This is a genomic window from Paractinoplanes deccanensis (assembly GCF_016862115.1).
Lineage (GTDB): Bacteria > Actinomycetota > Actinomycetes > Mycobacteriales > Micromonosporaceae > Actinoplanes > Actinoplanes deccanensis.
Window position 1 is genome coordinate 12,645 of record NZ_BOMI01000059.1, and the last position, 19,994, is coordinate 32,638.

Here is a 19,994-nt window from a genome sequence, read left to right on the forward strand (position 1 = left end):
GGACTGACGTCGATCTGTGAAGACAGTTTGCTGTTGCCGATGTCTAAACCGGTTCACCCCGGGGTACGGCTGCGATCATGTCCTCCGGAACCATTCGCACCGATGTCCCGGCCCGGCTCGACCGGCTGCCGTGGGCGCGCTGGCACTGGATGATCGTCATCGGTCTCGGCACGGTCTGGGTGCTCGACGGCCTCGAGGTGACGATCGTCGGCAACCTCTCCGGGCGCCTGTCCGAGCCGGGCAGCGGCCTCGACATCACGCAGAGCCAGGTCACCGGCCTCGGCGCGGCGATCTACGTGCTCGGCGCCTGTTGCGGGGCGCTGTTCTTCGGGTGGCTGACCGACCGGTTCGGCCGCAAGAAGCTCTTCATGGTCACCCTGGCCGTCTACCTCTTCGGCACGGCGATGACCGCGCTCTCGTTCGACCCGTGGTGGTTCTTCCTGTTCCGCTTCGTCACCGGCGCCGGCATCGGCGGCGAGTACGCGGCGATCAACTCGGCGATCGACGAGCTGATCCCGGCGAAGTACCGCGGCCGCATCGACCTGGTCATCAACGGCACCTACTGGGCCGGCGCGGCGTTCGGCGCGCTGCTCACCGTGCCGATCCTCACCCAGCTGCCGGTGAGCTGGGGCTGGCGGGTGGCGTTCGGGCTGGGCGTCGTGCTCGGCCTGGTCATCCTCCTCGTCCGCCGGCACGTGCCGGAGAGCCCGCGCTGGCTGTTCATCCACGGCCGCGGCGAGGAGGCCGAGGCGCTGGTCGCCGACGTCGAGAGGACGGTCGAGCGCGAGGACCACGTCGAGCTGCCCCCGGTGGACCGCTCCATCGAGATCCACACGCGGCGGACGATCGGCTTCGGCACCATCGCGAAGACCCTGATCACCCAGTACCCGAAGCGCGCCGGCCTGGGCCTCGCCCTCTTCGTCGGCCAGGCGTTCCTCTACAACGCCATCACCTTCGGCTACGCGCAGATCCTCCAGACGTTCTTCGACGTGCCCTCGGGCAGCACGGGCTACTACTTCGCCGTGATCGCCGTCGGCAACCTGCTCGGCCCGCTGCTGCTCGCGCCGCTCTTCGACTCGGTCGGCCGCAAAATCATGATCACCGGTACGTACGTCCTCTCCGGAGTCCTGCTGCTCGGCACGGCCTGGCTCTTCAGCACCGGCGCCCTCAACGCCGTCACGATGACCGCCTGCTGGTGCGTGGTGCTGTTCTTCGCCTCGGCCGGCGCGTCCTCGGCCTACCTGACGGTCAGCGAGATCTTCCCGATGGAGACCCGCGCCATGGCGATCGCCTTCTTCTACGCGATCGGCACCGCCGTCGGCGGCATCACCGGCCCCCTGCTCTTCGCCGACCTGGTCGGCACCGGCAAGGTCGGCGACACCGTCCTGGCCTTCGCCATCGGCGCCGCCGTGATGATCGCCGGCGGCCTGGTCGAGGCCGTCCTCGGCGTCAAGGCCGAGCGCCGCAGCCTGGAGGACATCGCCACCCCGCTCACCGCGGCGCCCAGCACCTCGTCATGACCGGGGTGGCGCCGTACGGCACGGTCGGCATGCGGCTGATGGGCGCCTGCTGGTCCGTGCCGCGCGGCGTGGGCGACCCACGATCTTCACGTAGCGCAGAATCAGGGCTATGATGCCGTCGCCCGTTTCCGGTGCAGCCGTATCGAGACCTTCCGGCCTCACCGCGGCTCGCTGCTGCTACGCCACCATCGCAGTGGTCGTGCTCGCCGCCTTCGTCATCCAGCAAGCTCTCCTGTTCACCGGCGGCGCCGACGCCAATTCGGGAGACACCCAAGCGTCGCTGTCCCTCGGGACACGGCTGGTGCGCATGTTCAGCTACTTCACCATCGACAGCAACCTCATCGTGCTGGTCGTCAGCATTGCGCTGCTGATCGATCCCCGGCGAGACTCGGTCCGCTGGCGGGTTGCCCATCTCGACGCGTTGCTCAGCATCGTCATCACCGGCCTCGTGTTCGCCGTCGTCCTGGCACCGCATGTGCATCTCACCGGTCCCGCCCTCGCCGCCACCATCGGCTTCCACTACATCAGCCCATGGGCGACGCTGCTCACCTGGCTCGTCTTCGGGCCCCGCCCGGCGTTCACCTGGTCCACCGTCGGATGGGCATTCGTCTGGCCCGTCGTCTGGATCGCCTACACCTTCGCCCACGGCGCCGCCACCGGCTGGTACCCGTACCCGTTTCTCGACGCCGCGGCCAAGGGCTACCCCCGAGCACTCACCGGCACCGCCGTCGTGCTCGCCGTCGCCGTAGCCCTCGCCGCGGCCTTCAAGCTGCTCAACCGGCTGCCGGCGCGCTTGCAGCCCGCGACCGGTGACGCACGTGATTCCCGAGATCCGATCGCCGTCACCGGCCACGGCTGAAGCCCGCGAAACCGGTCGCCAGACGATTACCGAGCGGGCTTGCGGCCCACGCCGCCGAACGCGTCGATGTCCAGCGGCGTGTCGACCCGGTCGTCCGGGTGCCAGCGCGGGCACGGCACCACGCCCGGCTCGACCAGCTCGAGGCCGTCGAAGAAGGACGCTATCTCCGCGGGGCTGCGCAGCTTGTACGGCATCGCGCCGGTTTCGTTGTACTCGTCCTGGGCCTCGCGGATCTCGGCGCTGACGACGCTGGTGCCGTCGTTCAGGGACAGGTAGCTGCCGGGCGGCAGCGGGTCGAGCAGCTCGCGCAGGATGGCCCGGGCCTGGGCGGTGTCCTCGATGTGCCCGAGCACGCCGCTCAGGATCAGGGCGATCGGCCGGCCGAAGTCGAGGATCGTCCGGGCGGCCGCGAAGATGGCCGCCGGCTCCCGCAGGTCGGCGTCGAGGTACTGGGTGACGCCCTCCGGCGTGCCGGTGAGCAGGGCTCGCGCGTGCACCAGCACCATCGGATCGTTGTCGACGTAGACGACGCGCGCGTCGGGGGCGATGCGCTGCGCCACCTGGTGGGTGTTGTCGGCGGTGGGCAGCCCGGTGCCGACGTCGAGGAACTGGCGGATGCCGGCCTCGCCCGCGAGGTATTCGATGGTGCGGGTGAGGAACTGCCGCGATGCCCGCGCCACGTCGACGACACCGGGGAAGGCCTGGCGGTACTGGTCGCCCGCGGCCCGGTCGACGGCGAAGTTGTCCTTGCCGCCGAGCCAGTAGTTCCAGATCCGGGCCGAATGCGGCACCGATGTGTCGATGTTCGTCTCGTCCACGACGACACAGTCTTTTCGCATCGGGTGCCCGGCGCAAGGGCCCGGTCAGTGATCGGGTTCGATGCGGAAGGTGAACGCGACGCTGCGGGAGCCGTCCTCGTGGGCGGGGAAGTCGACGATGAGCTCGTCCTTGACGCCGAACACCGCGTCGGAGCCGAGGTAGGGGCCGCCGGCGACGAAGAGCTGGGTGATCAGCCGGCGGTGGCCCGGAGCGCTGATCATGAAGTGCAGGTGGGGTGCGCGGTACGGGTGCCGTCCGGTCGCGCGCAGCATCCGGCCGACCGGGCCGTCGGCGGGGATCGGGTATTCCGACGGCAGGATCGAGCGGAACCACAGCCGCCCGTGCTCGTCGCTGCGCAGCCGGGCCCGCAGCACCGGGCCCTCCAGGTCGGGCAGCTGCACGTCGTAGAAGCCGTCCTGGTTGGACTGCCAGACGTCGACCACCGCGTCCGGCACCGGCCGCCCGTCCGGGTCGGTGACGGTCACCTCGGCCCGCAGCGGCACCCCGGGCAGGCCCTCGGCAAGATCGGCCCCATGCGGTACGTCGGGAGGGCCGTCCACGTAGAAGGGCCCGAGCACCGCCGACGGGGTCGTGCCGGGCGAGCGCGAGTGGGTGAGCAGGTCCACCGCGCTGGAGACGCCGAGCGTGTCGCTGAGCAGCACGAACTCCTGCCGGGTCGGCGAGCAGAGCTGCCCCGTCTCGGTGAGGAAGCCGATGGCGGCCTGCCACTCGGCCTCGGTGACGTCGTTGTCGGCGACGAAGCCGTGCAGCCGCCGGGCGAGATCGCCGAGCAGGGCGGCGAGGCGCTTGTCGGGGGCGCCGGCGAAGCTCGCCACCACCTCGCCGGTGAGCCGGGTCAGGTCGGGCCGCCCGCCGGTCACCGCGGGCCGGTTGCCGAGCCACGCCTCCCGCAGCAGGGGGCCGGCGCCGGGCTGGGCGCCGGCGACTTCCGCCAGGCCCTGCTCCGTCAGGCCGAGCTCGGCCAGCGAGCGCGGCGCCGCCAGCCGCGCCGCCAGGTCGAAGACGCCGGTCGGCGCGTCGCTCACGCCGAGCGCGGCGGCGATCCTGCGCATCGCGCCGGGTGCGGCCGCGGCGTGCTGCGCCATCGTGTGCGGCAGCAGCACCGCGTGCGTCTCGGCGTGCGGCAGCCCGTACGAGCCGCCCAGCACGTGGCAGAGCTTGTGGTGCGGGCCCGTGCCCACCGCGCCCAGGCACATCCCGGCCAGCCACGCTCCGGTGAGCGCGTCCGCGCGGGCGTCGAGGTCTTCCGGCCGTTCCACGACGCGGGGCAGCGCCCGCCCGAGCCGGGTGATCGCGTCCACGGCGAAGCCGTCCACGACCGGGTTGGCCCGCGGCGAGCGGAGCGCCTCGACGGCGTGCGCCATCGCGTTCAGGCCGCTGGTCACCGAGACGCCGGCGGGCAGGCTCGTGGTCAGCGCCACGTCGTAGATCACGGTCCGGGGCACGAGGGCCGGGTCGCTGCGCGTGGTCTTCGCCCCGTTCTCGGTCTCGCCGAGCACGGGCGTCATCTCCGATCCGGCGTACGTGGTGGGCACCGCGATCAGGGGCAGGCCCGTGCGCGCCACGAGCGCCTTGCCCAGGCCCGTGCTCGACCCGCCGCCGAGCGACACGAGACAGTCCACGCCGTTCGAGCGGGCGACCTCGAGCGCCCGGGCGGTCACCTCCACCGGCGTGTGCGCCGCCACCCCGTCGAAGCGGGCGGCGGCCCGCACCCCGGCCGCGACGGCCCGCCGCGACGGCGTGGTGAGCAGCAGCGGCCGGGCGGCGCCGAGCCGCGCGACCTCGTCGGGCAGCCGGCTCAGCGTCCCCGCCCCGAAGATCACCCGAGCGGCGTGCGCCGTGTACTCGAAGGACTCCACGCAACGCAGTCTGGCAGCTTCCGCCGGGTCAGGTCAGCAGCCGTACGGGCCGGCCGTCGCGCCACGCCGCGATGTCCTCGACGGCCTGCTCGTACATGCTCCGCAGGCCCGCCTCGGTCACGTAGCCGAGATGCGGCAACAGCACCGTGTTGGGCGCGCCCCGCAGCGGATGGCCCATCGGCAGCGGCTCCTCGTCGTACACGTCGAGTCCCGCCCCCGCGATCGTCCGGGCCGTGAGCGCCGCCACCAGCGCCCCCTGGTCGACGATCGGCCCGCGTGACGTGTTGACGAGCACCGACGTGGGTTTCATCGCGGCGAGCTCGGCCGGGCCGACCAGCCCCGCCGTCCGGTCGCTGAGCCTGAGGTGGATCGTCACCACGTCGCTGATCGCGAAGAGCTCCTCCTTGCTCACGGACGCGACGCCGGCCGCGGCCGCGCGTTCCGCCGTCAGGTTGCGGCTCCACGCGACCACTCGCATGTCGAACGCCTGCCCGATCCGCGCGACCTGCGTGCCCAGCCGCCCGAGCCCCAGCACACCGAGCGTGCTCCCAGCCAGGTCGGTGCCCACTGTCGTCTGCCACCGCCCGTCGCGCAGCGCCCGGTCCTCGGCCACCACATGCCGCCGCACCGCCAGGATCAGCGCCCACGTCAGCTCCGCCGTGTTCGAGCTCTTGGCCGACCCGGACGCCTGGGTCCCGCAGACCGCGACCCCGTGAGCGGCGGCGGCCGCGAGGTCGATGGCGGCGTTGGCCATGCCCGTGGTGACCAGCAACCGCAGGTCCGGCAGCTTGCCGAACAGCTCGGCCGGGAACGCCGTCCGCTCCCGCATGGCCACCACGACGGCCGCCCCGCGCAGCGCCCCGGCCAGCTCGTCCTGATCGCCGACGTGCTCGTGCAGCACGACGACCTCGGCCCCCAGCGTCTCGAACGGCCCGTACTGCCGGGCCACCCGCTGATAGTCGTCCAGCACGACAATCCTCATGGTGATCACCGTACGTCGCTAAGTGCCCTGGTAGGCGGCGCGGGCCAGCGCGACCAGCTCGGTCAGCCCGAACGGCGGGTCGTCGCGCCACCAGGCGAGCCGCACCGGGATGCGCGGGGCGTCGCGCACCGCGCGGTAGGCGACGCCCGGCCGCGGGTTCTGGTTGGCGGTCGCCTCCGACGTGACGCCGACCGCCTGGCCCGCCGCGATCAGCGTGAGCCACTCGTCGACACCGTGCGTCTCGCGCGTCGAGGCCGGCGCCGACCCGGCCGGCCACAGCGACCGCGTGGTGGTGCCGGTGCGGCTGTCCAGCGCCACGGTGTAGCGCGCCAGGTCGGCCATCCGGACGGCGCGGCGGCGGGCCAGGGCGTTGTCGGTGGCCACGGCCGCGTAGCGCGACTCCGTACCGATGAGGGCCGTCTCGAAACGGCTGTCGTCCAGCGGGCGGCGCAGCACGGACACGTCGGCGAGTCCCTCGCCCAGGCCCGCGGTCGCCGTGCCGGACTGCACGAACATCAGCGGGACGTCGGGGTGTGCGGCGGCCCACGCCTTCTGCAGGCGCCGGGTGTGCTTGCCGAGCGCCGCCCAGGCGTACCCGATCCGCAGCTCCGGCAGGGACACGACCGCCTGCCGCAGCACCGTGGCCTCGGCGAGCACCCGCCGGGCGATCGGCAGCACCCGGGCGCCCGTCGCGGTCAGCGACACCTGCCGGGTGGTCCGCAGCAGCAGCCGCGCCCCGAGCGAGGACTCCAGCGCGGCGATCGCGCGCGACACCGAGGCCTGCGACATGCCGAGCGCGAGCGCCGCGTCGGTGAACGTGCCCGCGTCCACCACCGCTACCAGCGCTTCCAGCTGCCGCAGATTCATACGCTCAGCGTAGAGAAGGGCGCTCGGACGCATTTCTCCACGCGCTTCGCGGCGCCGACGCTGGCAGGTATGAACGCCAGAGGCACCGCGGGCATCGCCACCATGCTCACCAGCGCCGCCAGCAATCAGGCCGGCGCCGCCCTCGGGGCGCACGCCTTCGCGACGATCGGGCCGGCCGGTGTCGTGGCGGTGCGCCAGGTCGTGGCCGCGGCCGTGCTGCTGCCCGTGGCCCGGCCCGACGTGCGCCGCTTCCGCTGGGCGCAGTGGTGGCCCGTGCTGCTGCTGGGCCTGGTCTTCGCCACCATGAACCTCAGCCTCTACACCGCCGTCGACCGCATCGGCCTCGGGCTCGCGGTGACGCTGGAGTTTCTCGGCCCGCTCGCGGTCGCGCTCGCCGGCTCGCGCACCCGCCGCGACCTGTTCTGCGCGGCGGTCGCCTGCCTCGGCGTCTACGTCCTGGTGCTGCCGGGCCGGTCCAGTGACTTCGCCGGCGTCGGGCTGGGGCTGCTGGCGGCCGCGTGCTGGGCCGCGTACATCCTGCTCAACCGGCTCGCCGGGAGTCGCCTGACGGGCCTTGCGGCCCCCGCGGTCGCGTCGGCGGTCGCGGCGGTCGCCTACCTTCCGGTCCTGCTCACGATCAAGATCCAGGGCCTCGGGTACGCCGTCACGGCCGGCCTGCTGAGCTCGGCCGTCCCGTACGCGGCCGACCTGATCGTGCTCCGCTACGTGCCCGCCCGCCTGTTCGGCGTGGTCATGAGCGTCCACCCGGTGATGGCCGCGCTCGCCGGGCTGGTGCTGCTCGGCCAGGCCCTCGACGGACACCAGGGGGCGGGCATCGCGCTGGTCGTGGCCGCGAACGCCGTGGCGCTGTGGCGGCCGGTCCCGCGGCGCTTGTGACGACCCGTACACCGGCCAGGGCAACTCCCTGGTGTGCGACGGGGTAGGAGAGCGCCATCGTGGGAGGACCACGAGACAGGGGGAAACAGCCATGACGCCACACTGGCCCGCGGGCCTGCACTCGGCGACCCATCATCTGCCGGTCGAGGGGCGGCTGCCGCTGCTGGACGGCGCGACCGGCTGGCTCGGCACCGAGCCGCTCACCCCGGAGGGCCTGCGCGGCCGGGTGGTGCTGGTCAACTTCTGGACCTTCACCTGCGTCAACTGGCTGCGCCAGCTTCCCTACGTCCGTGCCTGGCATCACAAGTACGCCTCGCAGGGCCTGGTCGTGCTCGGCGTGCACACGCCGGAGTTCCGCTTCGAGCACAACCTCGACGACGTACGCCGGCAGGCGCGCGCCGACCGCATCGACTACCCGGTGGCGCTCGACAACGAGTACGGCGTCTGGCGCGCCTTCGGCAACCACTACTGGCCCGCGCTCTACCTGGCCGACGCCGACGGCAACATCCGCTACCACCACTTCGGCGAGGGCGAGTACGAACGCACGGAGATGGCGATCCAGCGCCTGCTCACCGAGAACGGCGCGAGCCCCGGCCGCGACCTGGTCGTCGTCGAGCCCCGCCCGGTCGAGGAGGCGGCCGACTGGTCGACGCTGCTCTCGCCGGAGAACTACACCGGCTACGACCGCACCGAGCACTTCGCCTCGCCCGACGGCCTGATCCTCGGCAAGCCGCACCGCTACGAGATCCCGGACACGCTCGGCCTCAACGAATGGTCGCTCGGCGGCGACTGGACGATGAACGAGCAGGCCACGACCGCCGACGCCGCGGGCGCCCGCATCCTCTACCGCTTCCACGCCCGCGACCTGAACATGGTGATGGGCGCGCCCACCCCCGTACGCTTCCAGATCCTCATCGACGGCGAGCCCCCCGCGGCAGCCGCCGGCGAGGACATCGACGCCGACGGCTACGGCGAGATCAGCGACCGCCGCCTCTACCAGCTGCTGCGCCAGCCCGACCCGATCACCGACCACACCGCCGAGATCACCTTCCTCGACCCCGGCGCCGAGACGTACAGCTTCACCTTCGGCTAGGAGGGCTGTGTCATGGTCCCCGTCCCGCGCGGTGAAGGCGTTGCGGGAAGTGGGTTCGGCAGGTGGGGCAGGCGTCGGAGTGCGGCGTGGAGAGTCACGCGGTAGTCGTGTTCGATGCGCCAGCGCAGCTTGGCCAGCCGGATCAGGGTGCGTTCGGGGATGGTGTGGCAGGTACCCCCGACGGCGTGGTTCGCGGCGGGTCGGATAGTGGGCGTAGGCCTTGTCCTCGATCAGCATGTTCGGCTTCTAACGCGGCCGTCCCGGCCCGCCGTCATGCACCCGGATCGCGTCCAGCAACGCGAACAAACTACGGGTTGTCGCCCGCCTGCCCGGCGGTGAGCAACACCGACAACGGCCGTGGGTTCCGGCAGATCACGGCCGCCGATCCATTGTGGTGCCGAACGCGATGAACCGGTCATCGCGCAGTGGCGGCGGTATCAGTGGCCCCCGCTGAAAGAGTCGCCGCCCGCAGGGGTGCGTGGAGGTTAGTGCGGTGCTCCGGGCGGGTGCGTGTTCGGGTGAGTCGCACTATGCTGCGGGCCCATGTTCGGGTCGCAGGCGCTGGAGACGGCGGTCGGGTTGGCGCTCGTGTTCTTCGTGCTGGCGTCGCTGGCGTCGGCGATCGTGGAGGGGATCTCGCGGCTGCTGCGCAAGCGGGCCAAGGATCTCGAGGAGACCATCGGCCAGATGCTCAGTGGCAGCTCCACTTTCGACGCTTCCGCGCAGCGGGCCCTCGACCTCTTTCGCGGCACCGCCGTCTATCAGGCGGCGAACGTCGCCGCGGGGCGTGGCCGGCACTGGTTCCGCACGGAGCTGGGGCCGGCCTACCTGTCGGCCCGGTCGTTCGCCAACGCGGTGGACGAGCTCACCGGCAACGAGCCGCTCAACTCCTGGCTGGCGGGGCTCAAGGCCGAGGGCCGTGAGCTCACCCTCGATGCCAAGGCGGCCGTCGAGGGCTGGTACGACGAGACGATGGGCCGGCTCAGCGGCGCCTACAAGCGGTGGGCGACCGCCGTGCTCTTCGTCGCCGGCCTCGTCATCGCCGTCGCCGGTAACGTCTCCGCCTTCCACACCGCGCAGGCGCTGTGGCAGCAGCCGGCGGTGCGCGAGGCCGCCCTGAGCGCCGCCGAGCAGGCCGCCGCCAAGGCGCCCTCCGGCGACGGGCTGGTCGGCGCCAACGTGCGGACGGTGCAGGATCTCGCCGGGGTCGGCCTGCCGTTCGGCTGGGAGCACGCCGCCCACTGGAGCAGTGTGGGCTGGACCGCCTCGCACGTCGCCGGCTGGCTGGTGACCGCGCTGCTGCTGATGCTCGGCGCCCCGTTCTGGTTCGACCTGCTCTCCCGCCTGGTCTCGCTGCGGTCGACGGGGGCGAAGCCGCCGCCCGCGAGCCAGGACCCGGCCGCCGCCACGTCTCTGCGCACCGCCGTCGCCGGCGCGCCGACCGCGGTTCTCGCTCCTCCGGCGGCGGATCCCGCTTCGAAGGGCGCCGGCGGTTGAGCCGGGTGCCTACCGGTCGTAGGAGCCGCCGTCGATCGGGGCGAAGAAGCCCCGCCGCGTGGACTTCCCGCAGCGCGCCCGGACCGGCGATCCCCGCAAGTGGGGCAACGGCACCAGGCCCGCCGCGGCCGGGGTCTCAGGCGGCCGCGAGCTGGACGAAGTGGATCGGCGTGTTGGCCCGGCAGCCGAGACGCTCGTAGACCGGGCGGCCCGCCGGGGTCGCGTGCAGCACCACGTGGCCGGTGCCGGTCGCCGCGATGCCCTCGTGGATCGCCTTGCGGGTGACCGCCTCGCCGTAGCCGCGGCGCTCCTCGCCGGGCAGCGTGGCGACCAGCGCCAGGAAGAGCGCGCCCGGGCCGGCGACCGTCGCGGCGGCGGTCACCGGGACGCCGTCGCGGTAGCCGAGGTACGCGTACGCCTCGCCGGCCCAGAGCTTCGAGCCGGTCAGCGCGTCGCGGGCCGCGTCGTCGCCCATGCCGTACGCGCGGGCGTTCACCGTCCCGTAGTCCAGCAACTCCTGCTCGGTGCGCACCCGCCGGAACTCCAGCTCGGCGTGGCGCGGCTCGGGAACGGTCAGGTCGCCCGCCATGCCGTGGCCGGTGAACGCCACCTCGAGGCCCGCCGCGGCGAGCCGGCCGGCGAGCCCGTCGCGCGCCGGCGGGTCGATCAGGTCCTCGAAGAGCCACAGGAATCCGGGCTGCGCCTGAGCGCGCATGAAGGCGGCGGCCCGGGCCAGCTGGTCGCCGAGCTCGCCCGCCGTGATGCGCTCGCCCGTGAGGGTGACGGTGTTCCAGAACCCGAACGTGCTGTCGGCCCAGAGGCGGCAGACGTCGTCCTGAGTGGACACTCGCCCGCCGCGGTCCTCGACGAGCCGGGTCCACACCTCGATCAGCTGGTTCTTCGATTCGACTGCTTCCGCGTGCGCCGTCATCAGAATGATTCCCCTCTCGATTGCCTGTCGCCCGGAAAACGATAGAGCGAAAGGGGTGGCGCATGCCTCGAAAGAGTGGATCCCCACAATTGCCGGCGTCGATGAACCGCAATTCCGATCAGGCTTCGACGGCCCACTCCGCGGCGGTGTCGTGCACGTAATCGGCGTAGGGGCGGGGCGGGTGTCCCAGCAGCCGAGTGATCATTTCGACGTCCCGGGGCTTGGTGGGCACCGGGACGCGCGACAGCAGCCGGTAGGTCTTGCGGAAATCCTGGAGCTTCTGGCCGGAGAGGCCGCGGGCCAGCGCCGCGAACCAGGTGCTCTCCGCGTCCTGGTACTCGACCGGGCGACCCAGCTCCGCCGCCCACGTCTCCGCGGCCTCGCGCCCGCTGATCGAGGCCGGGCCGGCCAGGGTGCCGGTCACCGCCGGGAACGTGGGGTCGGTGAGCGCGCGGGCCAGCACCTCGCCGACGTCGCGCAGGTCGACGCGGTTGACGCCGCGGGGGTGCGCCGGCAGCGGGTAGCGGCCGCCGAGGATGTCGGACTTGACGATCTCGTCGTTCTGGTAGAAGTTCGTCGGCGCGAGCACCACGTCGCAGACCGGCGAGCGGCGCATGCGCGCGCCGATGCGGACCTTGCCCCGGTAGTGCGGCAGGAACATCTCGTAGATCACCCGGAGCAGGCCGCCCGCGTACACCCCGCAGAAGACCAGGCGCACGCCGAGCCGCTCGCAGGCGCTCGCGAAGATCTCGGCGAGGCGTTCCTCGTCCGGGTCGTGCGGTGTGGTGTAGAGCGCCGCCGTCACGCCGGTCAGCGCGGCCGTCACCGCCGCCTCGTCGCGCAGGTCGCCCAGCACGGGGGTCACCCCGTCGGGCAGCGCCGCCGCACGGTCCGCGCCGCGGACCAGGGCCCGTACGTCGGCGCCGCGGGCCAGCAGGGCCGAGGTCGTGTGGGCGCCCACGCTTCCCGTGGCGCCGACCACCAGAACAGTCATGCCGAAGATCATGGCAGCGCGGCGGGGTGCGTATGCACCGGGGTGAATGTCCTTGTCCGGGCAACCATCGAGGCGCTCACCGCACGAGCGCGGCCCTTCTGGTGATCGTGGTGGTGCCGCTGACCAGCTCCAGCACGCTGCGCCGATCGGCGCGCAGGCGAGCGAGGACACCGATCACCAGCGCCGCCCAGAAGATCACGTACAGGAGCTCGGCCCCCTGGAGCAGGCCGGCGGGGAGCCACCAGAGCAGGAACCGCGGCCACACCGCGGCTCGCGAGCCGGGCGCCAGGAAGAACGTGGCCTGTCCGAGCGTCGCGTGGTCACGCCGGCGCAGCGGCACCACGAGGGTGCTGATGACGTACGTGGTGAGGTAGCAACCCGCGAGGACGGGCCGGCCGGCGTCCGGCACGCCGGCCACGGTCAGGGCGAGCACCACGGCCTCCGTCGCGAACAGGCCGATGAGCAGGTCGGCCGCGACGGACAGGCCCCGGCGGACCAGCCCCGGCCGCTCGAGATCGGGTGACGGCACCGGCTCCGCGGGCGGCAGGAGCCGCCCGATCGCCCCGGCCAGCCACCAGCCGGCGAGCGTGCCGGCGGTGTTCGTGATCAGGTCACCGGTGTCGGCGACGCGGTAGGGGCAGGCCACGAGGCCGAACACCGCCGTGCCCTGGGTGACCTCGACCAGCAGCGAGACGGCGAACCCGATCGCGGTGGCGGCCACCGCCCGGCGCCCGAACCGGTAGCGCAGCAGGAAGCCCAACGGGACGAACAGCGCCACGTTGAGCAGGATCTGAGCGACCGCGGCGGGCGTCGCGGCGACGTCGTCGAGCGGGTTGACGTTGAGAAAGTCGGCAGTGGTCCGCGCGGCGCAGAACGCGGCCGTCTCATTCGGCAGCGGAAAGAGCGTGAACGCCACGAGGCCGCAGAGATAAAGCACCTCGCTCGCGGCCACAACGGCCGTCCACCCGCGCAGCCGCCCGTACCGCGAATATTGCAGGTGAATCCACGGCAGCGTGACGAGCGGGGCGAGCAGAGCGAAGAGAACAATCGCGACCAACGGATTGACGATACCGATCACGAATCGATCGTCCCCGCCGCCCGGCGCCGACGGACAAATCGCGTCCCCGGTTCACCGGGCGCCGGTGAGCGCCGCCACGACACCGGGAACGGCGGCCGCGGCGGCCAGCACGAGCAGCGGGTTGACCGCGAAGCCACGGCCGGGCGGCCGGCGGTGCGGCGGCTGATCCACGCGGTGAGGAGCCAGCCCGCCGCGGCGCCGAGTAAGGCTCCGGCCACGGTCACCGGCCACAGCCATCGCGGGGCGGCCCGGGCGATGGTGAAGCGGGCGGCCGGGGCGGCGCCGAAGAACTCCAGTACGACATCGCCGCGGCTCGCCAGGAACGTGGCTTCCCGCACGCCGGTGACCTCTCCGGTCGTCTCCGGTGTGCCGGTGCCGTCGAGCACGCTGGTGTCCCCGTTGTCGACACCGGCGTGCTCGCGGATCGCGGTGTCGAGGTGCCAGCCGGCGGCCGCCAGCCGGTCACGCACGCCGGCCGTGAACGCCCGGTAGTCGCGCGTGGCGGGAGTCGGAGCCGCCGTGTACTCGCGGATGCCGTACCGCACGCCCTCGCCGTCCGGGTTGGGAATGAAGGCCGGCATGCCGGCGCAGGGCAGCCCCAGCGTCGCTTCCCAGCCGGCACAGTCGCCGACGGTCAGGCCGGGAAAGACCGTCCGGTCGAGGCCCTGCGCCGCGACGACGCCGTCCAGCGACGGGGCGAACCGCCATCCCAGCAGCGAGGCCGCAGCGGCGCCGAACGACCCGGCCGCCACTGCCACCAGCACGGCGAGCACCACGGCACCGCGCGAAGCGGGCCGGACCAGGCGAAACATGATCGGCAAGCTACCGATCGCACGATGGCCCGGCAACGCCCCCGAAAGGTGACGCGGTGACTGTCGCGCCACGTCCGCTGAACGCCGGGGGATCCGGCACGTCGGAGCGGGCATGAGATCCCTCTCCGCTGCTCGTGCCGAGGCCGTCGAGGCCGAGTTCATGCTCCGGTCGCTGACCGGCTCGCCGGCCGCCGACCGGGAGCTTCTCGGGCTGGCGGCGCGCCGGATCGGCGGTGGCGTCGTGCTGTCCGCGAGCCGCGACCCGATCGGCTTCCTGAGCCGGGCGCTGGCCTTCACCGAGCCGGTCACCGGCGAGCTCGTCGACCAGGTCCTGGCGTTCTTCCGTACGGAGGACACGCGCGCCGCCACGTTGCAGATCGCGCCCGGCTCGCTGCCCGCCGACTGGGCGGAGATCTGCCGGGCGCGTGGCATCGAGAGCCATGGCCGGGGGCTGATCAAACTCGGCGCGCCGATCGAGCGGGTCGCCGCATCCGCGCGGTCCGGCCCGCGGGTCACGCCCGTGTCCGAAGCGGACGCCGCGCGGTGGGCGGCCGTTCTCGTCGAGGCCTTCGAGTTTCCGCGCGAGGGCTATCCCGGCCTGATGGCGGCGCCGGTCGGCCTTGCCGGCTTCCATCCGTACGCGCTGTGGGACGGCGACACCATCGTCGGCGGCGCGAACCTCTTCGTGGACGGCGACGTCGCCTCGTTCAACACCGGAGCCGTCCTGCCCGCCTACCGCAACCGGGGTGGCCAGACGGCGTTGCTGGCCGCACGGGCCGCGAAGGCACGCGAGCTCGGCTGCCGGTGGGTGGTCGCCGAGACCGGTGTGCCCGTCGAGGGCACGTCGAACCCGTCGCTCAACAACATGCTCCGCGCGGGCCTCGAGACGTGGTACGTGCGCCCTCAGTTCCGGTGGGCCGAGACGCGGGGCTCGAAACCGAGCGTGCGCAACGCCTTCGACGCCTGATCGCGCACCTTGGCGACGGGCCACCCCATCCAGTCGGCGATGTGGTCGTCGTCGAGGTCCTCCCAGTAGCGCAGCACGAGCACGGCCCGCTGCCGGCGCCCGAGCGCGGCCAGCCGGTCCCCGAGGCTTCCGGCGGCGTCTCCCCGTATCCGGCGGGCCGCGCGGCGGCGGCGCCAGGAAAGGTACTCGCCGAGGATCGCGCGGCGCACGTACGTCTCGGGGTCGTTCGAGCGGACCACGCGCCGCCAGCGGGCCTGCGCGCGGCCCAGGACGTCCTGCACGATCTCCTGCGCGAGCTCGCGGTCGCCGGTGAGCACGACGGCGTACCGCAGGAGACTCGGCAGCCGAGCCGCCATGAACAACTCGAAGGTCACACCCGCTACTACGGGCCGGCGTGGCGGGCGTTCACCGTGCCGGATCGGTGATCCCGGGCACGCGCCGGTCGGTGAACCGGGCCCGGGCGCCGGCGTCGTGCTGGTGAAGGCCCCGCATCGACGGCGGGGCCGGGAGGGAACACCATGAGCGACAAGCTTTCCTACGAGGTCCGGGGCGGCTCGGGACCCGGCCTCGTCCTGGTGCACGGCACGAGCAGCACCGGCCTCGGCACGTGGGGCACCGTGGTCGACGGGCTCGCCGCCGGCCATCGCGTCGTCCTGCCCGACCTGCCGGGCTCCGGCTCGAGTCCGCTGCCGGCCGGGCCGCTCGACCTGGACGCCGTCGCCGACCAGGTGGTCGCGGCCGCGGACGACGCGGGCCTGGGCACGTTCCGGGTCGCCGGCGCGTCGCTGGGCGCCCCGGTGGCCGTCCGGATCGCCGCGCGCCACCCCGAGCGGGTGGAGAAGCTGGTCTCGGTCGTCGGCTTCGCGCACGCGCGCCCGACGTTGCGGCTCAACCTGGAGCTGTGGGCGGCCATGTACGCCCGGCGCGAGCCGGAGCTCGGCAAGCTCGTCGTCATGCTGTCGTTCGCCGAGGAGTTCCTCGCCGCGCTCTCCGAGGAGCAGATCGCGCAGTACACCGCGATGATGTCGGCGCACCCCGCACCCGGCACGAGCGCTCAGATCGAGCTGGGGCTGCGCCTCGACGTCCGCGGCGACCTCGCCGAGGTGCGGACGCCCGCGCTGGTCGTGGCCGCGGCCGGCGACCGGTTCGTGCCGCCGGCCCATTCCCGCGAGCTGGCCGCCGGCATCCCCGGCGCGCGCCTCGCCGAGGTGCCGGGCGGTCACGCCGCCCTCTTCGAGGACCCGCGGCCCACGCTCGCCGCGCTGCTCGACTTCCTCGGGGACTGAGTTCCTCGGGGACCGGGCCGTTCAGCCCTCGAACCAGGCGGTGTCGCGCAGGGTGGCCATCAGGCGTTCGTGCTCTGCATCGTCCTGCCGGTCGATGCAGAGGATGCCGTCGAGGTGGTCGGCCTCGTGCTGAAGGCAGCGGGCGAGCAAGCCGGTGCCGGTCACCCGTACCGGCTCGCCGTGCTGTGTGTATCCCGTGACGGTGACCTTCCCGCGGCGCCGACGGTGCGGACGGGCGCGATCGTCACGAGTGCGGGCTGACCTTCACCTGGGCGTCGAACCACGCGGCCTGGCGCAGCGTGGCCATCAGCCGCTCCCGGCCGGCCTCGTCCTGCCGGTCGATGAACAGGACGCCGTCGAGGTGGTCGGTCTCGTGCTGGATGCAGCGCGCCAGCAGCCCCGCGCCGACCACCTGCACCGGGTCGCCGTGTTTGGTGTAGCCCTTGGCCGCGACGTTCAGGCGGCGCTTGGTGTCGAGGAAGATGCCCGGGATCGACAGGCAGCCCTCGGGGCCGTCCTGCTCTTGTTCGTCGGGGAACTCCAGGACCGGGTTGACCAGGTGGTCGAGCTTCGTCTCGTTGCCGGGCAGGTCCGGGTTGATCGCGAAGACGCGCAGCCCCACGCCGATCTGCGGGGCCGCCAGGCCGGCGCCCCGGGACTTCGCCAGGGTCTGCTTGAGGTCGCGCACGAGCTTGCCGAGCTCGGCGTCGAAGGTGGTCACGGGGTCGGCGACGCGGCGCAGCACCGGGTCGCCGACGGTACGGATCGACAGAACAGTCATGTCTGCTTCGACGGCGGCGGGCCCGCCGGGTTCAACGGGGTCACCGCGCCAGGGCGGAGACCAGCTCCCGGCGCGAGGTGATGCCGAGCTTCAAAAAGATCTTGTGGAGATGCCACTCGACGGTGCGCGGGCTGAGGAACATCAGCTCGGCGATCTCCGCGTTGGTGTGTCCCGCGACGGCCAGCCGGGCGATGTGGGCCTCCTGCCCGGTCAGCGCCCGCTCCGGCGACACGGACTGCTGGGCGGGCCGGGCGCCGGTCGCGGCGAGCTCACGGCCCGCGCGGGCCGCGAAGGCGTCCGCGCCGATCGCCACGAACGCGTCGTAGGCGAGCTGGAGCTGTTCGCGCGCGTCCAGGCGCCGCCGCTCCCGGCGCAGCCACTCGCCGTACAGCAGCCGGACGCGGGCCACCAGGAGGCCGAGACCGTCGGCGGAGAGCCGGGCGACCGCCTCCAGGTAGCGGTCCTCCGCCGCGGCCGGCGGCCCGGCGAGCGCCTCGGCCAGCGCGTGGGCGCCGTGAGCCCACTCCGTCCCGGCGGCCGCGGCCCGTTCGGCCAGCCGGTCCCTCGCCTCCTGGGCCGCCTCCGCGTCACCGGCGCGGGCGGCCGCCTCGGCGAGCTCGGTCAGCGTCCAGCCGAACAGGGCCATGTCGCGGTACTCGGTGGCGGCGCGGGCCGCCTCCAGGGCGATGGTGTGCTCGCCGAAGCCGTTGTAGAGGACCGCCCTGGCGTAGTGGGTGAGCCCGATCAACCGGCCCTCGCCGCGCTGCCGGGCCCGCTCCGCCATGACCTCGATCAGCTCCAGCGCCCGGTCCTTGCGGCCCTGGAAGGCGATCAGGGCGAGCGAGGCGAACTGCGGGAACGGCATCCCGGTGGCCTCGGCCATGGCCGCGCCCTCGTCGAGCAGATCGGTCGCGTCCGCGAACCGGCCCATGAACAGCAGGGTCCCGGCCCGGTACGACAGCGCCGTCGGCAGCAGCGACTGCGCCCCGGTGGCGCGGGCGTAGCGCACGGCGAGACCGGTGAGCCGGTAGGCGGTGCTCACCTGGAACAGCTCGTGCGCGGCGGGCGCGACGACCGACATGAGCGCGAGGTCCTCGTCGGAGGTCAGCGCCGCGAGCGCCCGGTCCAGCGCCGGCTGGGCGGTGGCGTAGTCGTCGAGGACCCACGAGGTCAGGCCGCGCAGCAGCAGGCCGGAGAAGTCGTCGCCGGCCGGCGCCCGCCGGGCGGCCGTCGCGGCCTGCCGCAGGTCGTCGTCGCCGAGCCGGCCCGCGTGCAGGGCGGCGCCGACGGCGAGCAGGTAGGCGCGGCGGGCGGCCGGCGGGTCGAGGGACTCCAGCCGCTGGGCGGAGACCAGCATCGGCTCGGTGGCCGCCCGGCCCGGGTTGAGGACGAAGGCCAGCTGGGTCCGGGTGCGCTCGATCCGGGCCTGGAACAGCGGGTCGTCGGACGTCGCACGGGCCACCCGCAGCAGCTCCGGGACCCGGCCGGGCGCGCCCGCGTCCAGCCAGGCCTGCGCGGCCGTCAGCAGCCGCGCCGCCCGCCGGCCCGGATCGCGGGTGAGCTCGGCGGCACGCTCCAGGAAGGACGCGGCGGCGGCCCGGCCGCCCCGCGCCAGCGCGCGGTCCGCCGACTCCGCCAGCTCGGTCGCGATCTCCTCGTCCGGGCCGAGCGCGGCGTGGGCCCGATGCCAGGCACGCCGGTCCGGGTTGAGCTCCGGGTCGGTGACGGCGGCCAGCGCCCGGTGGACCACGCGCAGCTGCGCCGGGTCGGCCGCCTGCCACACCGCCGAGCGCACCAGCGGGTGCCGGAACCGGACCCCCGTGCCGAGCACGAGCAGGCCGGCCGACTCCGCCTCCATCGCGGCCTCGGCACTGACGCCGAGCAGCTTCAGCGCCCGCCACAGCAGCGGGACGTCGCCGACCGGCTCGACAGCGGCGACGAGCAGCACCTGCCGCGCCGGCTCCGACAGGGCGGCCATGCGCCGCTGGAAGCCCTGCTCGACGCGGCCGGCGACCGGGGTGCGGCTCTGCCCGCCGAAGCCGAACGCCAGCTCCGCGGGGGACAGCCCACGAGGCAGCTCCAGCAGCGCCAGCGGGTTGCCGCCGGTCTCGGCGATGATCCGGTCGCGCACGCGCGGGTCGATCGGCCCGGGCAGGGCGGATGTCAGCAGGTCGCGCGCCTCGGCCTCGGGCAGGCCGGGGACGACCAGCTCGGGCAGGCCCTCGAGGAGCCCGCGGCCGGCGAAGACCATGGCCACCGGCTCGGCGTCCAGCCGCCGGGCCACGAAGGTGAGGATCGTCTCGGACATCTTGTCGAGCCACTGCACGTCGTCGACGAGGCAGACGACGGGCCGTTCGGCGGCCGCCTCGGCGAGCAGCGCCAGCACCGACAGGCCGAGGATCAGGACCCCCGGCGGCTGTCCCGCGCTGAGGCCGAACGCCGTCGCCAGGGCGTCGCGCTGTGGTGCGGGCAGGCGGTCGAGGTGACCCATCACCGGGGAGCAGAGCTGCTGGAGCGCGGCGTAGGCGATGCCGGTCTCGGGCTCGATGCCGGCGGTGCGCAGCACGCGGCAGCCCTCGGCGCTCGCCGCGAGGTGGTCGAGCAGGGCGGTCTTGCCGATGCCGGCGTCGCCGCGCAGCACGAGCACCCGGCTGCGGCCGGACCTGACGTCGCGCAGCACACGGTTGAGCGCGTCACGCTCGTGGAGCCGTCCCCGCAACTCCACGCCTGA

Annotated in this window: 18 protein-coding genes and 2 pseudogenes; 7 read left to right on the top strand and 13 right to left on the bottom strand. The window is 73.4% G+C overall.

All coding sequences use genetic code 11. The features are described from left to right. The first annotated feature begins 77 nt into the window (after window positions 1–77). Together Ade02nite_RS15270 and Ade02nite_RS15275 are read left to right on the top strand one after the other, a co-directional pair. Window positions 78–1,520 (top strand): MFS transporter, encoded by a 1,443-nt coding sequence (locus Ade02nite_RS15270; protein WP_203762667.1) that lies wholly within the window; start codon window positions 78–80, stop codon window positions 1,518–1,520. Between the two features lie 199 nt (window positions 1,521–1,719). After that, on the top strand, window positions 1,720–2,379 hold the full coding sequence (locus Ade02nite_RS15275; protein ID WP_239168770.1) for a Pr6Pr family membrane protein: 660 nt from the start codon (window positions 1,720–1,722) through the stop codon (window positions 2,377–2,379). A 26-nt stretch (window positions 2,380–2,405) separates the two neighbouring features. On the opposite strand, the gene Ade02nite_RS15280 is transcribed toward Ade02nite_RS15275, so the two are convergent. Genes Ade02nite_RS15280 through Ade02nite_RS15295 form a run of 4 tightly spaced genes read right to left on the bottom strand, consistent with a single transcriptional unit; the run spans window position 2,406 to window position 6,927 of the window. Continuing rightward, window positions 2,406–3,197, bottom strand: coding sequence for an SAM-dependent methyltransferase (locus Ade02nite_RS15280; RefSeq protein WP_239168771.1), 792 nt, complete (start codon window positions 3,195–3,197; stop codon window positions 2,406–2,408). Between the two features lie 45 nt (window positions 3,198–3,242). Continuing rightward, window positions 3,243–5,078 (bottom strand): maleylacetate reductase and hydroxyquinol 1,2-dioxygenase domain-containing protein, encoded by a 1,836-nt coding sequence (locus tag Ade02nite_RS15285; RefSeq protein WP_203762673.1) that lies wholly within the window; start codon window positions 5,076–5,078, stop codon window positions 3,243–3,245. Window positions 5,079–5,106: 28 nt separating this feature from the next. Next, window positions 5,107–6,060, bottom strand: coding sequence for a D-2-hydroxyacid dehydrogenase family protein (locus tag Ade02nite_RS15290; RefSeq protein WP_203762676.1), 954 nt, complete (start codon window positions 6,058–6,060; stop codon window positions 5,107–5,109). An 18-nt stretch (window positions 6,061–6,078) separates the two neighbouring features. Next, on the bottom strand, window positions 6,079–6,927 hold the full coding sequence (locus Ade02nite_RS15295) for a LysR family transcriptional regulator (protein WP_203762679.1): 849 nt from the start codon (window positions 6,925–6,927) through the stop codon (window positions 6,079–6,081). 69 nt (window positions 6,928–6,996) lie between these two features. Here Ade02nite_RS15295 and Ade02nite_RS15300 point away from each other — a divergent pair, with 69 nt between their 5' ends. Both Ade02nite_RS15300 and Ade02nite_RS15305 read left to right on the top strand, forming a co-directional pair. After that, the gene (locus Ade02nite_RS15300; RefSeq protein ID WP_203762682.1) at window positions 6,997–7,824 is read left to right on the top strand and encodes an EamA family transporter; all 828 of its coding nucleotides are present in this window, start codon (window positions 6,997–6,999) and stop codon (window positions 7,822–7,824) included. Between the two features lie 91 nt (window positions 7,825–7,915). Continuing rightward, on the top strand, window positions 7,916–8,917 hold the full coding sequence (locus Ade02nite_RS15305) for a redoxin domain-containing protein (protein ID WP_203762685.1): 1,002 nt from the start codon (window positions 7,916–7,918) through the stop codon (window positions 8,915–8,917). A gap of 146 nt (window positions 8,918–9,063) precedes the next feature. On the opposite strand, the pseudogene Ade02nite_RS15310 reads toward Ade02nite_RS15305, so the two are convergent. Continuing rightward, a pseudogene (locus Ade02nite_RS15310) lies at window positions 9,064–9,275 on the bottom strand (IS5/IS1182 family transposase); the annotation flags it as partial. Window positions 9,276–9,460: 185 nt separating this feature from the next. On the opposite strand from Ade02nite_RS15310, the gene Ade02nite_RS15315 reads away from it, so the two are divergent. Continuing rightward, the gene (locus tag Ade02nite_RS15315) at window positions 9,461–10,414 is read left to right on the top strand and encodes a hypothetical protein (protein WP_203762688.1); all 954 of its coding nucleotides are present in this window, start codon (window positions 9,461–9,463) and stop codon (window positions 10,412–10,414) included. Window positions 10,415–10,550: 136 nt separating this feature from the next. Here Ade02nite_RS15315 and Ade02nite_RS15320 read toward each other — a convergent pair whose 3' ends face one another. The 4 genes from Ade02nite_RS15320 to Ade02nite_RS15335 form a co-directional block, all read right to left on the bottom strand. Beyond that, complete coding sequence (locus Ade02nite_RS15320; protein WP_203762691.1) at window positions 10,551–11,345, bottom strand: GNAT family N-acetyltransferase; 795 nt, start codon at window positions 11,343–11,345, stop codon at window positions 10,551–10,553. Window positions 11,346–11,463: 118 nt separating this feature from the next. Then, a complete protein-coding gene (locus Ade02nite_RS15325) occupies window positions 11,464–12,339 on the bottom strand; it encodes an SDR family oxidoreductase (RefSeq protein ID WP_203762694.1) in 876 nt (291 codons plus the stop codon). A 76-nt stretch (window positions 12,340–12,415) separates the two neighbouring features. Beyond that, window positions 12,416–13,396 carry a VanZ family protein gene (locus Ade02nite_RS15330; RefSeq protein ID WP_203762697.1) on the bottom strand — a complete coding sequence of 327 codons (981 nt, stop codon included), beginning with the start codon at window positions 13,394–13,396 and terminating at the stop codon, window positions 12,416–12,418. Between the two features lie 17 nt (window positions 13,397–13,413). Beyond that, window positions 13,414–14,229, bottom strand: a complete 816-nt coding sequence (locus Ade02nite_RS15335; protein WP_203762700.1) for a hypothetical protein — start codon at window positions 14,227–14,229, stop codon at window positions 13,414–13,416. Window positions 14,230–14,341: 112 nt separating this feature from the next. Between Ade02nite_RS15335 and Ade02nite_RS15340 the strand changes: the two genes are divergently transcribed. Next, window positions 14,342–15,196: a GNAT family N-acetyltransferase gene (locus Ade02nite_RS15340; protein ID WP_203762703.1), complete on the top strand. Its 855-nt coding sequence runs from the start codon at window positions 14,342–14,344 to the stop codon at window positions 15,194–15,196. On the opposite strand, the gene Ade02nite_RS15345 is transcribed toward Ade02nite_RS15340, so the two are convergent. After that, on the bottom strand, window positions 15,133–15,570 hold the full coding sequence (locus Ade02nite_RS15345; RefSeq protein WP_203762706.1) for a sigma factor-like helix-turn-helix DNA-binding protein: 438 nt from the start codon (window positions 15,568–15,570) through the stop codon (window positions 15,133–15,135). The genes Ade02nite_RS15340 and Ade02nite_RS15345 overlap by 64 nt on opposite strands. A 144-nt stretch (window positions 15,571–15,714) precedes the next feature. Here Ade02nite_RS15345 and Ade02nite_RS15350 point away from each other — a divergent pair, with 144 nt between their 5' ends. Next, window positions 15,715–16,482 (top strand): alpha/beta fold hydrolase, encoded by a 768-nt coding sequence (locus tag Ade02nite_RS15350; RefSeq protein WP_203762709.1) that lies wholly within the window; start codon window positions 15,715–15,717, stop codon window positions 16,480–16,482. A gap of 21 nt (window positions 16,483–16,503) precedes the next feature. On the opposite strand, the pseudogene Ade02nite_RS15355 reads toward Ade02nite_RS15350, so the two are convergent. The 3 genes and pseudogenes from Ade02nite_RS15355 to Ade02nite_RS15365 all read right to left on the bottom strand — a co-directional run. Next, window positions 16,504–16,695: pseudogene (locus Ade02nite_RS15355) on the bottom strand (peptide deformylase); the annotation flags it as partial. Between the two features lie 31 nt (window positions 16,696–16,726). Further along, on the bottom strand, window positions 16,727–17,263 hold the full coding sequence (gene def, locus Ade02nite_RS15360; RefSeq protein ID WP_203762712.1) for a peptide deformylase: 537 nt from the start codon (window positions 17,261–17,263) through the stop codon (window positions 16,727–16,729). 40 nt (window positions 17,264–17,303) lie between these two features. Further along, window positions 17,304–19,988 (bottom strand): helix-turn-helix transcriptional regulator, encoded by a 2,685-nt coding sequence (locus tag Ade02nite_RS15365; RefSeq protein WP_239168772.1) that lies wholly within the window; start codon window positions 19,986–19,988, stop codon window positions 17,304–17,306. Between the last annotated feature and the right edge of the window lie 6 nt (window positions 19,989–19,994).